The sequence below is a fragment of the Pseudoalteromonas ulvae UL12 genome (genome assembly GCF_014925405.1).
Classification (GTDB): Bacteria; Pseudomonadota; Gammaproteobacteria; order Enterobacterales; family Alteromonadaceae; genus Pseudoalteromonas; species Pseudoalteromonas ulvae.
Genome location: NZ_AQHJ01000026.1, coordinates 58,814 through 74,879 on the forward strand (window position 1 = coordinate 58,814; position 16,066 = coordinate 74,879).

The window sequence follows — 16,066 nt, forward strand, 5'->3', positions numbered from 1 at the left end:
CTAAATGGATGGAATATGGCTCAGCCGATAAAGAATATTGTAATTATAGGAGGCGGTACAGCTGGGTGGATGACTGCCGCGAGTTTGGCTAAATACGTCAATCAGCACGCCACCATCACTTTAATTGAATCGAGCGATATTGCGACTGTCGGGGTGGGTGAAGCAACCATCCCCAACATCGTCCAGTTTAACCATAACTTGGGGATTGATGAAGTCGAATTAATCAAAGCAACCCAAGCCACCTTTAAACTTGGCATCCAATTTGAGAACTGGACAAAAACAGGCGGGTCTTTTTTTCATCCTTTTGCGGATTATGGCTTACGGATTGATAATGTTGATTTTCATCATTATTTGCAACACGCTAACCAGCTTGGCGGCAAACACCAACTCGATGAATTCAGCTTTGCCTGCCAACTAGCCCAGCGAGGCCGTTTTGCTCAGCCTCATACCCATCCCAGCAGCCCGTTAGCTGACTACGCGTATGCGTATCACTTTGATGCAGGGCTCTATGCCGATTTCCTTAAAAAATTTAGTAAGAACTTAGGTGTAAAACATGTCATTGGCACTGTCGAAGATGTATCACTGACTGCCGACACCGGCTTTATTGATTACGTGACATTAACCTGTGGCTCGCAATACCATGGCGATTTATTTATTGATTGCAGTGGTTTTGAAGGCCTTTTGATTGAAAAAGCTCTTAATACGGGTTATGAAGACTGGAGTCAGTGGTTACTGTGTGACACCGCCATTGCGGTTCAAACAACCTCAACCTCAGAGCCAGATCCTTTTACGCGCTCAATCGCACAGACTGCGGGCTGGCAATGGCATATTCCTTTGCAACATCGAACTGGCAATGGCTATATTTTTAGTCGACGTCATCAAAGTGAAGAGGAAGCTAAAGCCTTGTTACTTGCCAATATTCAAGGCACTCCAATCACCACACCTCGGACAATTCGCTTTAATCCCGGTCGGCGTAAACAAATATGGAATAAAAACTGTATTGCCATCGGCCTATCCAGTGGCTTTTTAGAACCGTTAGAATCAACCAGTATCTCCCTCATTCAAACAGCCATTGCCAAACTGTTGAGTTTTTTCCCTGATATGAGTTTTAACCCTGCCGATATTGCCGAAGTAAACCGTTTGCATAACAGTGAACTTGAGCAAATACGGGATTTTTTGATTATGCATTACACGCTCACCGATAAAAATGACAGCCCATTTTGGCTAGACTATCAAAACATTGCCTTACCTGATGGCCTAAGTCATAAAATCGCCTTGTTTAAAAGCCGTGGGCATATCGCCATGTATGACAATGAATCATTTGAACCTTCAAGTTGGCTGACTTTTTATCGAGGCTACGGCATCACACCCAAACGCATTGATCCTCGGGCGCAGGCTGTGCCTGCCGATGTACTGCAGCAACGTCTGATGCAAATGAAGCAATCTATCGCCACTGCCGCACAAGGCGCGTTATCCCATCAAGCATTTATCTCTCAGCATTGTTTAGCCGAAAAAGAGTGAGCCCCTCATCACTGATTTTATTTCAATGATGAGGTTGTTCGTTGTCTGTGAACGTCAAAGAGGCACCGAGTTAAGGCTTTTTAGCGGCGCAATACTGCGACAAAAAACTCTGATGGCTCGGTTGTTTTAATACCGCTTTGGCTAAACTTTGCCGACCTTGTTCCATGCTTTGCAGCAATTTTGTTGTATCCAAAGCATCCAGTGTCGGGTTGTAGTTTTCGGGCCGCACTTGCATACCTTCAAATACGGCATACCAACTGGTGGGTTGAAAAAGCGTCTCGGCCTCGGGAATGAGTCCGCCTGCGGTTTTAAAAAACTCAATTTTATACTGTAAGCTTTCGGGCACTGTCATGGTTTTGCACCAACGCCAAAAAGCAGTGTCTTCTCGTTGCGTGGCACAATAATGCAGCACTAAAAAATCGCGGATTTCTTCATAATCAACCCTCACCCGGCGGTTAAACTCGTGTTGCAACTTACTGTCACAGTCTTTATTGGGGAACATACGGACAAAGAGCGCTAACGTTTTTGACACTAAGTGGATTGCCGTTGATTCCAGAGGCTCCAAAAAACCTTGAGCTAACCCAAGCGCTAAACAGTTTTTGTTCCAAGCTTGCTTACGAATGCCTGTCAAAAATGGGATCACTCGTGGCTCGCAAACCGCAGGCCCTTCTAAATTGGCTAATAAAGTGGCAATTGCTTCTTCGTCACTGATGTATTTGTCACAAAAAACGTAGCCATTTCCAGTACGATGTTGCAAAGGAATACGCCATGTCCAGCCGGCATCTTGGGCTTTTGCTGTGGTATAGGGAGTTGGTTCGTTTATGTTTTCACTTTGCACTGTCACCGCGCGATTACAAGGTAGATACTCAGACCAATCGTCATAACCCGTCTGCAGAGTCTGCTCTATGAGTTTTCCTTGAAAGCCACTGCAATCGATAAAAAAATCACCCGCAATCGTTTGACCATCTTGCAGGACTAAGTCAGTTATAAATCCTTTTGAATCGGTATTGGCCACTTCAACATGACCAACCTCGCGCTTTACACCAATATTTTCAGCAAAGCGGCGTAAATATTGGCCGACGAGTACCGCATCTAAATGCAACGCGTAATGCGCCCCAGCTAAAGGCGTGTTCATTGCCTCAAATGGTAAGTAAAACTTCTTGTGCGCTGATAACATGGCTTCTGGTGAGTGAGCCATTAGCGGCGTATGATCGCCTTCTGCTTGAGATTTTAACCAACATTGATAAAAATCATGGCCATCGATTGGCCGCCCTAATGCACCAAATGGGTGGAAATATTGCTGACCTTTTTCACACCAATCAACAAATTCAATCCCCCACTTAAAACTTGCTTGGGTTGCTTGGATAAAATCAGCTTGATCAATGCCTAAACTCTCCAATACGGCTAATAATGGGGGAATGGTCGCTTCACCCACTCCGATGATTTCAACTTGCTCAGACTCGACTAAGGTAATGCTCACATCACTGGATTTGAAAATATTACCTATGATGGCTGCCGCCATCCAACCTGCAGTCCCTCCGCCTAAAATAACGATTTCTTTAATTGCATTATCCACTGCGCTCATACTGACTCCTAATTAAGCTGGCTCGGGTTGATGGGACTGAAAGTGGGTCATTTGACGCAAAAATTCACTGTGCGTGGGCGCATGCGCAACTGCATCACTGATCCCATCTCGCATCAGCTTAAAACTCTCGGCGAGGTAATCGACTGATAATTTATCAACTAAGGGATCATAGCTCTGTGGGTAACAGGCAAAGCCATCAAAAATAGCCAACCAACTATCAGGGCCAAACATTTCCCACGGTAAACGCGTTAACGCGCCATTAGTCTGATATTGGTGTAATTTGTCGCTTAAGCTTCTTGGCAAGGTCATTTCTCGGCAATCTTGCCACATTTGCCCCTGTTCACGCTGATTAAGCGCATAATGTACAATCAGAAAATCTCGAACCCGCTCGTACTCTGTTGCTGTGACGTGATTAAAACGCTCAACGTCTTGTTTGGTATACTCTGGTGATGAAAATGTTTGGATGATTTTGTCTATCGCCGTTTCGACCAATGCAATACTGGTGCTTTCTAAAGGCTCTAAAAATCCTGCAGCAAGGCCAACTGCAATACAGTTACTTTTCCATGCTTGCGTGCGCCGTCCAGGGGTAAAAGAAAAATGACGTGGTGGCTGCAACACCTCTCCTTTGACATGTTCAAGTAACAAGGCGGTCGCTTCATCTTGTGACATGTATTGGCTACTATACACATGACCATTACCGCTTCTGTTTTGTAAAGGTATCGTCCACTGCCAACCCGCTTCGCGTGCTTGCACGACCGTGCGACTAAGCGGCTCATCGACACGAGTGGTTTGCACTGCTACGGCTCTATCACACTTGAGCCATTGACTCCAATTTTGGTATCCCGCCTTGAGTGCCCCTTCAATTAACAATGCTTTAAAGCCTGAGCAATCAATGAATAAATCTGCGGTTACACACTGGCCATTTTTTAATGTGACGCTGTCAATGGCCTCTTGCTGGGCATCAAGATTAACTGAGGTAATGGTATTGTCGATATGTTCACAGCCATGCTTTATGGCCACTTTTTTCATTAACTCGGCGAACAACGATGCATCAAAATGAAGCGCCCAATCAAAAATAGCTAATGGTGAATTGGGATTGTTAACAGGCAAGGTGAACTTATTTTTTTGCGCTAAACGCACACCATAAGAATAATCAGATAATGGGCTTGGATCGCCATTTTGCTTTAATTTCAGCCAGTAATGATGAAATGGCACACCATTGGCTGCTTGTCCAAATAAACCAAACGGATGGATAAACGAACTGCCTGCTTGATACCAATCTTTAAATTCAATCCCCAGCTTACAGGTGGCCTGACACGCAGTTAATACGTCTTGATCGGTTAACCCTAATGTTTGATAAAACCGTCGCAGGGTTGGGATGGTCGCTTCGCCCACGCCAATTGTGCCTATTTCTGTAGAATCAATCACTTTCACTGAGACTTTTGACTGTGCAAAATGATGACTCAGTGCTGCGGCTGTCATCCAACCAGATGTCCCCCCCCCGACAATGACAAGCGATTTTATTGTTGTTTTCATACCACACTCTACTGCTATTTTTTAAATACATAAGCCACCGTATAAAAATACGGTGGCTTATTAAGCGTTATTAATTAAGAAAACTTAATTAAAACGTCATGCGTGCACCCAAAGTCCAGCGTGCTTCATACACATTTTGGAATGCTTTTTGAGATGAAAACTCTAAGTATGTTTGTTGATATTCTTCAAGAATATTCGAACCATGGACATACACACTGAAATCATCATTGATGTTGTAAGTCGCACTAATATCAAGTTGAGAGTAATCATCTTGATACAATGACTGGCCACCCACTGCGCCGACTGTGCCTTGCGTGATCAAACGAGGACTACGCGAGTTCCAAGCGAGACGAGTCGAGAAGCTATCATCTTCATACCATAACACTAAGTTATAAGTATCTTCTGACATGCCAACGAATGGTAAGTCGTTACCTTTGACATCTTTTGCTTCTTGCGAGCTATCGTTGTAGGTGTAGTTCGCATCAAAACCGACATTTGCTAACAATGCGATGTCAGTAATATCGCTAAACGCAACTCGAGCACCGATTTCAAAACCAGTCACATCACCACCGTTACCCTGCACTTGGGTATTAAATGGCCATGGACCACGCTTGATGCCATCGGCATCTGGCTCATCAATCATCACCACACCACCTTCGGTGAAGCTTTCAATGTCGATCATATAGGTCGCTAAAAACAACATCGACGCATCGCCGTTGTACCACTCAGCTGACAATGAATAGTTGCTTGAACGCCACGGATCAAGATTTGGATTACCCGTCAACGTACCGTTTACAACACGAAGACAGTTACAATCTTCATTATTTACACGGCCAACCGTTTTACCGCCACCTAAACTTGCAAGATTCAGCGCTTGCATATTTTTAGAGTACGCAGCACGTAAAATTACATCTTCATGAACAGCCGCATTCACGTTGAGTGATGGCAAATAGTCAGTGTAGCTACGCTCTGTTACGACATCGCCAGTATCTGGACCTAAACCACTGTGTGGTAGGCTGGCACCAACTAAGTTTTGCTTCACATATAAATCAGTTTCAACCACTTTTAAGCCGAAGTTACCGCTGAAAATGTTGTAATCGAAGTTAGCTTGTAAGAAGTACGAAAACTCTTCCAAAGTCACATCGTAGCTCGCGCCGCCGTTTTCTGTGCGTTGAACGTTGCCAAAAGTATCTAAGTGGAATTGACGTGGATCTTTAAAGTTACTTGGATCAATAGACCAAATACCCGGAATACCAGTGACATTACCAAAATCCGTTTGATACGAAACTGTAGTGTGCGTATCTAAACGTGTTGGAGGTAAAATCGTGTAAGGAACCCAAGTACCTGCAGTCAGGTCGCCGACATCTTTTGTTAAGTATTCGCCCGCAGCAGGATTGCCTTCACAACCTGGGGTGTTCATATATTGGTCAACCGCTTTCCACTGTGCGATATCACAGCCGTCACCGAAGTTTGAGGTGTAGGTGAACTGATCGTGATCAACAATCCGCTCACTCATACGAATACCGAAATCAACACTGGTGATAAAAGGTTGGTCATCAAACGCGTAGTTCCACTTGGTGCTAAACGTATTGATTTCACCTTCATCATCTGTGTTACCTTCAGATGAAAATGCACCAATATGATACGAGTTGATATCGCCCATATAATCAGCCACAGAGCGTAGACCGTTCCCGCCATTGACGAGTTGATCAAAACCACTAAAGTGCGGGAACTCGCCTCGTGCGTCATAACTTAAGATAAATTGATCTTCAATTCCGCCCGGCGCAAAGCTGGCATAACAACCGCCATTACTACCAACAATTTCTTCACCGTTATTACAATGCTCACCTTGCGAGAATTGGCCAGGGCCTGTCACTAATGTCCCTTGGTCGATAGATAAAATATCGCCTTCACCATAACCATGACGCATTTTAGCGGTCGCTTTGGCACGTGTCACACGCACTTGACCAGTGAGTGCACCGCCATTGTTATAATCGAGTTGTAAATTGAAGTTTTGTGATGTTTCTTCGTTGTTATTTACTTGGGTAAACGTCTGTAAACGGTATGACTTCATATCAAACGCGTTCACACTGCCCCATGCATTACCATCTTCATCAGTAAATGTATCGCCTGTCCAGCCATCTGCTGTTGGGTAGGCATAGTCATTGAAGCTATTCCAGCGGTTATTTTGTGATAAACCACGACGATTATTGAAACGATCTTGATTGGTGTAAAACGCATCCGTCGTTAAGGTAAATCCTTCACCTAAATCTGCTTGGAATGAAAATTGGAAAGCTTGACGTTCACGTTTTTCTTGCTTGTTAAAGGCAGCAAAGCCTTGTGGAACAACATGGCGTGTTTCTTCGCCACGTGGGTTTGCACCCCAAGTGTGGTTGTTATTTGCAGCGCCAATGCCACCATTTTCTGACGTATCAAAATAGCCATTATAATCGGTGGCAAGATTTGCTTCAGAGACGACCGCAGTGAACAACACGCCCCATGAATCGCCATTATAACTAAATAGGCCATTTACATTCGGATCCGTTTCATCGCTGATTGAACCGCGTGTAACTTCAGCCCCCCCTGCAAATGTATAACCTTCAGCCATATCAAACGGACGACGCGTGTGTAAATCAATTGAACCTGAAATACCTGCTGCCGAGCTTTTTGCTTCGCTTGATTTATAGACATCTAAACCAGAAAAAAGCTGTGATGGTAAATCACCAAAATCAGCACCAGACGAATCAATGGTGGTCGCACTTAAAAATACTTCGCCATTCATTGTGGTATCAACTTGCGGTAAACCACGAATCGCAACAGGTCCACCTTCCCCTGCTGTGCGCTCAATTTGAACACCAGTAATACGTTGTAAAGAATCTGCAATCGTCACATCGGGTAATTTACCGATGTCTTCTGCGCTAATGCCGTCAACCTGTGTTGATGCAAAACGTTTAGTATTGATACTCGCTTTGGTACTGCCGCGAATACCCGTTACTTCAACGACTTCAATCGCCTCTTCTGATTTTGTTTTTTCTGCTGCAACACCGCTAACAGAAAATAAACACGCAGCAACACTTAATGCGACTGTTGAATGTTTAAAACGTGCACCAGACAAGACAGCGCTGTCTTTTTGTTTTAGAGCTCCCCTCATTATGAGCCTTCCCCTATTTATGTTGGTTTAATTGTAATTGTTAAAATTTTGGTTCAATTACTTGCTTGAACTGTCCTATTTTGACTGTTTATTATTCCAACAAGGATACTGGGCACGCGGATCCTTATACTTATCTATCAGCGTTGTAAGCGGCAAGTAAACTTTTTGCACAGCAGAGCAAAAAAAACGCAGCCATCTGGCTGCGCTTTTATCGAGTATTAAATTCTTTATTTACAAACCGTTTGCGATTATTTCTTGTGCTAACTCATCAGCAATCAGGTGAGTTGATTTTTGCTCTGCTTCTGAGCGAGTAAAAATCTCAGTTAACGTATCAAAAATGCCTTCAACATGTTTCGTTGCAGCTTGAGCACTGTAACCCTCTGGCGACGTTTCATAAAAAACATTGATGATGCCACCGGCATTAATCACGTAATCAGGTGCATATAACACACCTTTTTGACGTAAAATTTCACCATGACGACCTTCTGCAAGTTGGTTATTGGCACACCCTGCAACTATGGTCGCTTTCAAGCGTTCGATAGTTGAATCGTTAATCGTCGCGCCTAGCGCACACGGTGCATACACATCAACATCTAAGTCATAAATTTCATCAATAGAGACTGCGGTAGCCTTAAAATCAGTCACGACTCTATCGATAGATGCTTGATTAATATCAGTGACAAATAATTCTGCACCCGCTTCATGCAAATATTTACATAACGTGTATGCAACGGCACCTAGACCCTGTACAGCAACTTTAACGCCACTGAGATCTTGATGTCCGCGTTGATGCTGAAAAGCGGCCTTAATGCCTAAAAATGTTCCTAAAGCAGTAAAAGGTGATGGGTTGCCACTTTTACCTTCAAGACCCAGCACATAGTCTGTTTCTTTATTCATGATAGCCACATCAGCACAGGTGATATTGACATCTTCAGCCGAGTAATACGAACCACTTAAACGCTCTAATTGACGACCAAACGCACGAAATAGTGCTTCAGATTTGATTTCTTTTGCATTGCCAATAATGACCGACTTACCGCCACCAAACGGTAAACGCGCTACTGCATTTTTATACGTCATGCCCTTTGATAAACGAAGTACGTCATAGACAGCATCTTCATCAGAGACATAATCCCAAAGACGACAGCCACCCACGGCAGGACCAAGCTTTGTACTGTGCACCGCAATGATTGCCTTTAAGCCCGATTCTTTATCAGCGCAAAACACCACTTGTTCGTGATTATCAAACTCAACTTTGTTAAATACAGCCACGCTTTTTCTCCGAAATGATTCACCTGACAGCAGGTAGTATGAATACTGATTTTGACCGAACTCTATCACCAACTGTTTTGCCACGCCACATTTTGAGATGATAAAACTACCATCAGCCACATTAAGAACAAATTAATCCAACAAAAAACAAAATAAAGGAAATTTAATTCAACCCGGGATAAATTAACAACTATAAATACCAAATAAAGACCGGAACTCGCACAATAAGTTTACGTTAACGTAAAAGGAAATTTATTTGTAATAAAATCTTTACAAAATAGACCCTCAGAAAGGTCTGATAAAGCAGTCGATACAGGACTCACTCATTGAAAGGATTTGGCTGTTATTGGGCAATAACAGCCGATTGGTTATTGTTCAAAATAAGGAAGAATACGAATAGGGGCCGCGCTAAAATGCACAGTTTCTTGACTATCTTGCCACTGGTCATTGATGGTCATTCGACAACGTAGACCTTCACATAACCAATCAGTATTGTCGATGACATGCGCGGGTTGAGCAAATTCAAGCGTAATACCTGTCATTGAAGGCATTAAAAAGGAAAATATTTTTGTCATAAAAAAGCCTGACAAGTCATCCATTAAATCATTGAGCTCAGTATAAGTGTTAAACAACGCCCCTTTTGTAAAGGCCGGCTGATACGCATCTATCGCTTCAAGTTGCATGTTAAGCTGACATTGATTTGTGCGGGTTTGTGCCACAACAACTGCTTTGTCTTTATCAAGTTGCTGTTCAAAAGGCAGTAACAGTTGCCCAGATGAGGTGAAGCTCAAAGGCTGCTCGGTTTTTTCTGTTACTATTTTTCCCGATGCAATATCACAGGCAACCTTTGGCTGATTAGCATCGACCAAATAAAAGCCCACCTGTGCTTGGAGGTAATCGCCTTTATTCACCACTTTCATTCTGTCGTAAAAGCCATCATAAGAAACGGCAAACTCTGCACTTACGCTTGCAAACGATGCGCAGCTAAGTAATGCAATACTAATAAAATGCTTATTCACTAAAATATTCCTGATTGGATACAACCATCACACATCACTTTTCAACGTAGTACTGATCACATTTTCTATTATTGAACCTGATTCTACGAAAGGTGTCAGTGTCGTTTGATGGTTTATAAAGGGGAAACACAACTGCTTATACAAAAACGGACCACAAATAGTCGCCATGCGCTTTTAATCATGTCAATTCTCTCAGTTCTTATCACCTAGATGACCGAATTTCCGTTTCGCTAAACGCTTGTTTAGTTGGCGTATTATACAGTAAGCCACCTCAAATGCGAGTTAGGGCGCCTTAAACGCTGCCACATCCCAATAGATAGGTGCCTGTACTGTATCACTGAGTAACTGATTAAAACCTTCAAACGAATCAATTTGTTGGTCGCACTCAGTTAAACACAGCCAAGTATGACGATAGCAATTTTGTTTAAAGACATGGTAATCGTAAAAATTAAATACTTCTTGGGCGCCCTGCTGAACTGCCTTTGAAAATACAAACGGCTCAGCAAGTTGGTTGCAGGCAATAAAAATGTGCCGACCACTGCGATCACTTAAAAAACGTTTGGGCGAAACTGCTCTGACGAGACCACTGCCGTGTAATTCAACAATCGTATCTTCATCAATCACCACACCTGTATGATCAAATGCTTGATAGACACTACAGCAAACGATACTCCCTGGGACTGGGGTTACGCTGAGCGAACTGGGATAAACGTCTGATGGCCATCGGCCAATGGCTTCTTTCGCTGTCGATGTATCAAGAGGTAAACCTCGATTGGCATCTTGCTGCATGAGTGCCTTCTTATGCTGTTCACTTAAATACAGCCCCCCGAATGCACTTGCAATTAAAAGCAATGGTAGCGCCATACGCCCTCCTAATTTAATGCACATGGATGCTTTTAATTTTATACTATTAAAATCATAATAAAATAATGAGCTAAGGGGCTGTTGATTTTTTGTGGTTAAATTTCGTTCGAGATAAACGCGTTTTTATCGCGGCGAGTAGTGTGTAGTCTAGTCACTCTAAGCAAATACTGCTCAACAAAGAGAAATACGCTTTTAGCCGAACCCTTCGGGCAGCGTTTGTTGGGTATTTCTACTGCGTTATCGCTTTTTCGTGTAGCTCGCTACACCACAAAAGCGCTGCCTTGTATAAATACCCAACAACTCGCTGCAAAAATCATCACGAAAGATCTACAGCCCCTAGACACAGTTGTTGCAAAATATGTGCAACCACTTAAAAGGAGTTGGAATGGATCAACATCATTGGGCAGAACGTCGCGGCAAAGAAAACAAACAACGACCAGATGATCATCGTACCCCCTATCAAAAAGATCGTGCGCGAATTATCCATGCTGCCGCTTTTCGACGTTTACAAGCAAAAACTCAAATTATGGGGATAGGTGTGGACGATTTTTATCGTACCCGACTGACTCACTCTCTTGAAGTGGCCCAAATTGGCAGTGGTATACTGGGTCAATTACGTTCACAACAGCAATATAAAGCTATTTTGCCCTGCCGGAGTATGATTGAAACCCTCTGCCTTGCCCACGATATCGGTCACCCACCGTTTGGGCATGGCGGAGAAATTGCGCTCAATTATATGATGCGCGACCATGGCGGGTTTGAGGGCAATGGTCAAACCTTACGAATTGTGGCAAAACTTGAGCCTTACACTGCAGGCTTTGGCATGAACCTCACTCGGCGCACACTCCTTGGTTTTATCAAATACCCACAAATAATCGATACTCTTTGGCGTAAACAACCTGCGATTAATGTCAATGATCCCTTTATCAATTCGGCTGATTGGCGCCCAGCAAAAGGGTTATACCAAGCAGACGAAGATGTCTTTGAATGGCTTTTAGCGCCGCTGCCAAAACACGATGCGGCACTTTTACAAAGCCACCAACCCTTTGATGAATTTCGTGAGCGAACTGTGTTCAAATCTCTCGATTGCTCAATTATGGAACTTGCAGATGATATCGCTTATGCCGTGCATGATCTTGAAGATGCCATCGCCACTGGTACTGTGACCTCGGCTCATTGGCATGAACTGGCCGTCAATGAACTTGAACAAATTGCCCATCCTTGGCTCAAAGCGAATTTAATGCGCATTAGTCAGCAACTTTTTTCATGCCAAGCTCCTGATCGCAAAGACGCCATCGGTGAATTAGTGAATCTATTTATCACTCAAGCGCATGTCAGTCAGCAAGATGAGCGCTTTCAATCGAGTTTACTCAGCTATCAAGTCGGACTAAGCGAACCACTAGCTGCGTTTTTAACCTATTTAAAGCGTTTTATATATCAAGCCGTCATTCGTAAACCTGAAATTCAACAAATCGAATTTAAAGGACAAAAGCTGATCATTGACCTATTCAGCGCCTTTGCGAGTGATCCAATGCGTCTGCTGCCAAGCAGTAGCCAAGCGAAATGGGCTGATGCGCAAGAAAAAAATGGAAAAGGGCATCGAGTTATTAGCGATTATATTTCGGGTATGACAGATGAATATGCGTATAAAGTGCATCAGCGTTTATTTAGCGCACCCTAAGACACGTAGCGCTCAGAAGGTGTCACGAACCTGAATTTAGTAACCTGCTCTCTGGTTAATAGATTTACTCACATCTGGATTTATTTTTCAGAGTTCTGGTTAACTTGGGGCTTATATTTATTTATCTGTTGAACTTGTATTACTTGGCACCACATTGACTGGTAATCCCGACATCAAGGTCACCTGCTTGGCAATATTGTGCGTCACTTCGGCGCGCAATTGAGGATCATTTTGCCCTTTGATAAGGGTGTCAAACGCTTGATGATAGTGCGGCGATTGGGCCGATATCGTTGAGTCAGACAAAGGGCTGTGGATCTCAACATAACGTGCATTGTTGGCTTCATAACTGATTTTTACAGGATGATCGATAATGCGCACGGGCGTGCCAATCGTAACCAACGAAAATAGCTCTTCTATATCCGCATCAAACAACCGTAAACACCCAGAACTGACACTCATGCCGATGCCAAAACGTTGGTTACTACCGTGAATTAAATATTCGCTGCTACCTAACCTCATTGCAAACCGCCCTAATGGATTAGTAGACCCCGGCGGCATAACATCTGGTAGTTGTATCCCTTGCTCGGTTAAATATCGCTGTTTTAATGATTCCGGCACTACCCAACTAGGATCCGTACGCTTTTCACTTATGGTAGATGTTGAAACAGGAGTGCGCAGACCCGGCTGCCCCATGCCTATTGGGTACACATACACTTGCTGACCAGAGGGTTCAAAATAATAGAGCCTTAATTCAGGTAAGTTAACCACTATTCCTCGCTGTGGCACTTGGGGCAAAATCATTTGACTCGGAATTGTCACTACTGTGTCCGCTTTGACAAAAAGAGGATCAAGATCAGGATTGGCTGCCATCAAGGCTAAAAAGCCAACATTGTATTGCTCAGCGATATTCTGAAAATAATCCCCATGTGTCGCACGATGAAAAATAGGATCGCCAATTAAGCGGCCATTGTCTGGAAGCGGATAAACGGTCGCGTGAGCTGGGAGTGCAAATAAAACAACACTACACCAGCGTAGTAAAAAATGAATTATTGACCTTCGCACGATTAAAATGGGTTAAATGTATAACCTTGTTGAGCTAAGACAGCATGTGCCGTCATAGCCGATAACGCCACCTCGACCCCATCAATTAAATCAGTCTGTTTAATATCTAAAAAAGCAGCTGATTGGCCACATAGATACACTTTTACATTATTGCTCAGTAATTGACTGATAAGCGGCGCACTCGGGTTAGGACGCTGATACTCTTTTTGAAAACCGCCATCATTGAGTAAATCATATCCCGCATCACCATGAACAACTAACGCTAGCTCAATGTTCTCAACGGGTACACCCGCACTTACATGCATGTTGATAAACCGCGCTAAACTATTGAAATAACGATTTTCTTTTTTCGTTCCCGATTGCTCACTGACATCAAACACCACTTTAAGTCGTGTCTGCGCACTGACCGGTATGGCCGAATCAACTTGGTAATGTTTACCAAAGGGCGTTATCACAGGGCCTGATTGCAGTTTAGCTGCTGTCGCCTCAGCAGAGCCTGTAACAATTAAGCTAATCAACAAGAATATATATTTCACGGGGGTTCCTTTAAAACAGTTAATCATCTGAGGATAAACAAGTTTATTGTTTTTGACGAATAAAAACTTCTTATTTAAAAGAGCTATGTTTTTTATCAAAAAAAGAGGCACATGGCCTCTAATTTAGTATCTTGTCGATGTTACTCGAAATACGAGCAACAATAATCAGTGATCGTATGCACTTTGACTTTGAAGGTTTGGTGAGCAGCAATTTCGAACAATTCACCCGCACGAATTGCTTGCCATTGGGTCTGCTCTGGTAGTAATACCTCTAGCTGCCCTTGAGTAATTTCCATGACTTCAGCTAATGAAGTGGCAAATTCATACTCACCTGGCTGCATAATTCCCAGTGTTTTTCTGCTGCCATCTTTAAATGTCACTGTACGGCTCGTCACTTGACCATCAAAATACACATTAGCCACCTTACCTACTGTGACACATTCAAACTGTTCCATCTCTTTTCCTCATTCTCAATGTAAAAAGAACAGCTTACCATAGTCTATAAACAGGTTAATATTGAGACTAAGGTCTATGTTTAGGCTGACAATTTGTATGATAAATGCTGGAAAAAGCGCAATATCAATGCATCACGCTCAGGCTCTAAACCAAGTGAGACGCTTAACTCTTTAATCATCATCGTGAGTTGATTTACAAATTTACCGTAGCCGTTACGCTGTAAATCTTGATCTGTGGCAATAAATACCAAACTTAGGCTATCTACTAATTGAGCTTCATCCACAAAAATAAGTGGCTGATATGCCTGCACCGCATCCATACCAATATCTAATAACTCTCGTCGAGCCGACTCTGCATGCTGAGTCGTTGCTCGAATTAATGGAATTTGGCCATTGGCGACAAGCACCCAATGAGACAACTCATATTGGCGGCATAATCGGGTTACTTGTGTGATAACCGACTGATAAAAATCCCGATAGCGAATATGCTCATCAAACTCTTGATGAATTTTTTGGCGCATCGTCAAGTTAACGGGAATATTTGTGATCGCGTATGTCAGGTTTTGACTGTGCGGGCTAATTTCCAGTCCCTGCTCTTGATAGCGATAGCTAAGCTGCCTCAAACCATGGGTTTTAGTTTGTTTATGACCCCGTTTATGGGCATATAAATCATAAGTTAAGTGCTGATGATCTTTGACTTTAATCTGGTTTAGCGGCACATTCATTAACAAAGCAAACTCCGCCATTAACGCCATCACTTGCTGATGAAATAAGTACGCAGTCTCTCGCAATTGCTCGCCACTGGCTAAAAACAACAAATCAATTTTATCGACCGTTTGCGCTTCATTAACAAATAAATGATGGCCTGTATGCATCGCTGGGTGATAAAAAAAGATAATTTGTTCATCTGTTTCAATATGTTGCTGCTCTTCACCATAACGAACTCTGGCTAACTTACCATTGGCGATAATATGCGTATTATGTAATTCATAACGTTGGCATAACGCAAAAAATTGTTCGCTAAACTGACGGTAATTATCAGCGAACCGAGGATCCGTTGTTGCCAGTGCTACATGTTCAGGTCGAAATGAAACCAGTAAATAATGATTATCGCGAGCATTACCAGGTACATACACTTTATTCGCACTACTGCGTTTATGTATAATTGATGGTCGTTTTTTTAATTGTAACATGGTCTCTCCTTTGCTTTATGCGCAAAAGGTACTCTGAATCAATGGCAATTTTTTGACTTTAATGAGTCAATCTCATGACAAAAAACAAAAAGGGAACAAGCCTAATTTCCTTTCCTAAACACCGCACGAAACAAATGCTCAACACTATTGAGTATATTGAAATAAAAATGTGAAACGACCAGCCAACCTCA

At 42.9% G+C, this 16,066-nt stretch carries 12 protein-coding genes; 2 read left to right on the forward strand and 10 right to left on the reverse strand.

Going from position 1 to position 16,066, the window contains the following annotated elements; all coding sequences use genetic code 11:
• The first annotated feature begins 15 nt into the window (after positions 1 to 15).
• Positions 16 to 1,521, forward strand: a complete 1,506-nt coding sequence (locus PULV_RS07595) for a tryptophan halogenase family protein (protein ID WP_193331365.1) — start codon at positions 16 to 18, stop codon at positions 1,519 to 1,521.
• A 70-nt stretch (positions 1,522 to 1,591) separates the two neighbouring features.
• Here the strand turns inward: PULV_RS07595 and PULV_RS07600 are convergent, their stop codons facing one another.
• From PULV_RS07600 to PULV_RS07625, 6 genes are all read right to left on the reverse strand, one after another.
• Positions 1,592 to 3,106: a tryptophan halogenase family protein gene (locus tag PULV_RS07600; RefSeq protein ID WP_193331366.1), complete on the reverse strand. Its 1,515-nt coding sequence runs from the start codon at positions 3,104 to 3,106 to the stop codon at positions 1,592 to 1,594.
• 12 nt (positions 3,107 to 3,118) lie between these two features.
• On the reverse strand, positions 3,119 to 4,642 hold the full coding sequence (locus tag PULV_RS07605) for a tryptophan halogenase family protein (protein ID WP_193331367.1): 1,524 nt from the start codon (positions 4,640 to 4,642) through the stop codon (positions 3,119 to 3,121).
• Positions 4,643 to 4,730: 88 nt separating this feature from the next.
• Positions 4,731 to 7,793 carry a TonB-dependent receptor gene (locus PULV_RS07610; RefSeq protein ID WP_193331368.1) on the reverse strand — a complete coding sequence of 1,021 codons (3,063 nt, stop codon included), beginning with the start codon at positions 7,791 to 7,793 and terminating at the stop codon, positions 4,731 to 4,733.
• A 231-nt stretch (positions 7,794 to 8,024) separates the two neighbouring features.
• Positions 8,025 to 9,065: a Leu/Phe/Val dehydrogenase gene (locus tag PULV_RS07615; protein ID WP_086743169.1), complete on the reverse strand. Its 1,041-nt coding sequence runs from the start codon at positions 9,063 to 9,065 to the stop codon at positions 8,025 to 8,027.
• A gap of 368 nt (positions 9,066 to 9,433) precedes the next feature.
• Complete coding sequence (locus PULV_RS07620; RefSeq protein ID WP_193331369.1) at positions 9,434 to 10,084, reverse strand: DUF2987 domain-containing protein; 651 nt, start codon at positions 10,082 to 10,084, stop codon at positions 9,434 to 9,436.
• 282 nt (positions 10,085 to 10,366) lie between these two features.
• Complete coding sequence (locus PULV_RS07625; protein ID WP_193331370.1) at positions 10,367 to 10,948, reverse strand: C40 family peptidase; 582 nt, start codon at positions 10,946 to 10,948, stop codon at positions 10,367 to 10,369.
• A gap of 385 nt (positions 10,949 to 11,333) precedes the next feature.
• Between PULV_RS07625 and PULV_RS07630 the strand changes: the two genes are divergently transcribed.
• Positions 11,334 to 12,629 (forward strand): anti-phage deoxyguanosine triphosphatase, encoded by a 1,296-nt coding sequence (locus PULV_RS07630; RefSeq protein ID WP_086742298.1) that lies wholly within the window; start codon positions 11,334 to 11,336, stop codon positions 12,627 to 12,629.
• A gap of 117 nt (positions 12,630 to 12,746) precedes the next feature.
• On the opposite strand, the gene PULV_RS07635 is transcribed toward PULV_RS07630, so the two are convergent.
• From PULV_RS07635 to PULV_RS07650, 4 genes are all read right to left on the reverse strand, one after another.
• Positions 12,747 to 13,691 (reverse strand): L,D-transpeptidase family protein, encoded by a 945-nt coding sequence (locus tag PULV_RS07635; RefSeq protein ID WP_193331371.1) that lies wholly within the window; start codon positions 13,689 to 13,691, stop codon positions 12,747 to 12,749.
• A gap of 2 nt (positions 13,692 to 13,693) precedes the next feature.
• Positions 13,694 to 14,227, reverse strand: coding sequence for a DsrE family protein (locus PULV_RS07640; protein WP_227009375.1), 534 nt, complete (start codon positions 14,225 to 14,227; stop codon positions 13,694 to 13,696).
• A 140-nt stretch (positions 14,228 to 14,367) separates the two neighbouring features.
• Positions 14,368 to 14,682 carry a pyrimidine/purine nucleoside phosphorylase gene (gene ppnP, locus PULV_RS07645; RefSeq protein ID WP_193331373.1) on the reverse strand — a complete coding sequence of 105 codons (315 nt, stop codon included), beginning with the start codon at positions 14,680 to 14,682 and terminating at the stop codon, positions 14,368 to 14,370.
• 80 nt (positions 14,683 to 14,762) lie between these two features.
• Positions 14,763 to 15,875, reverse strand: a complete 1,113-nt coding sequence (locus PULV_RS07650) for a DUF3083 family protein (RefSeq protein ID WP_086742300.1) — start codon at positions 15,873 to 15,875, stop codon at positions 14,763 to 14,765.
• Positions 15,876 to 16,066: the final 191 nt, after the last annotated feature.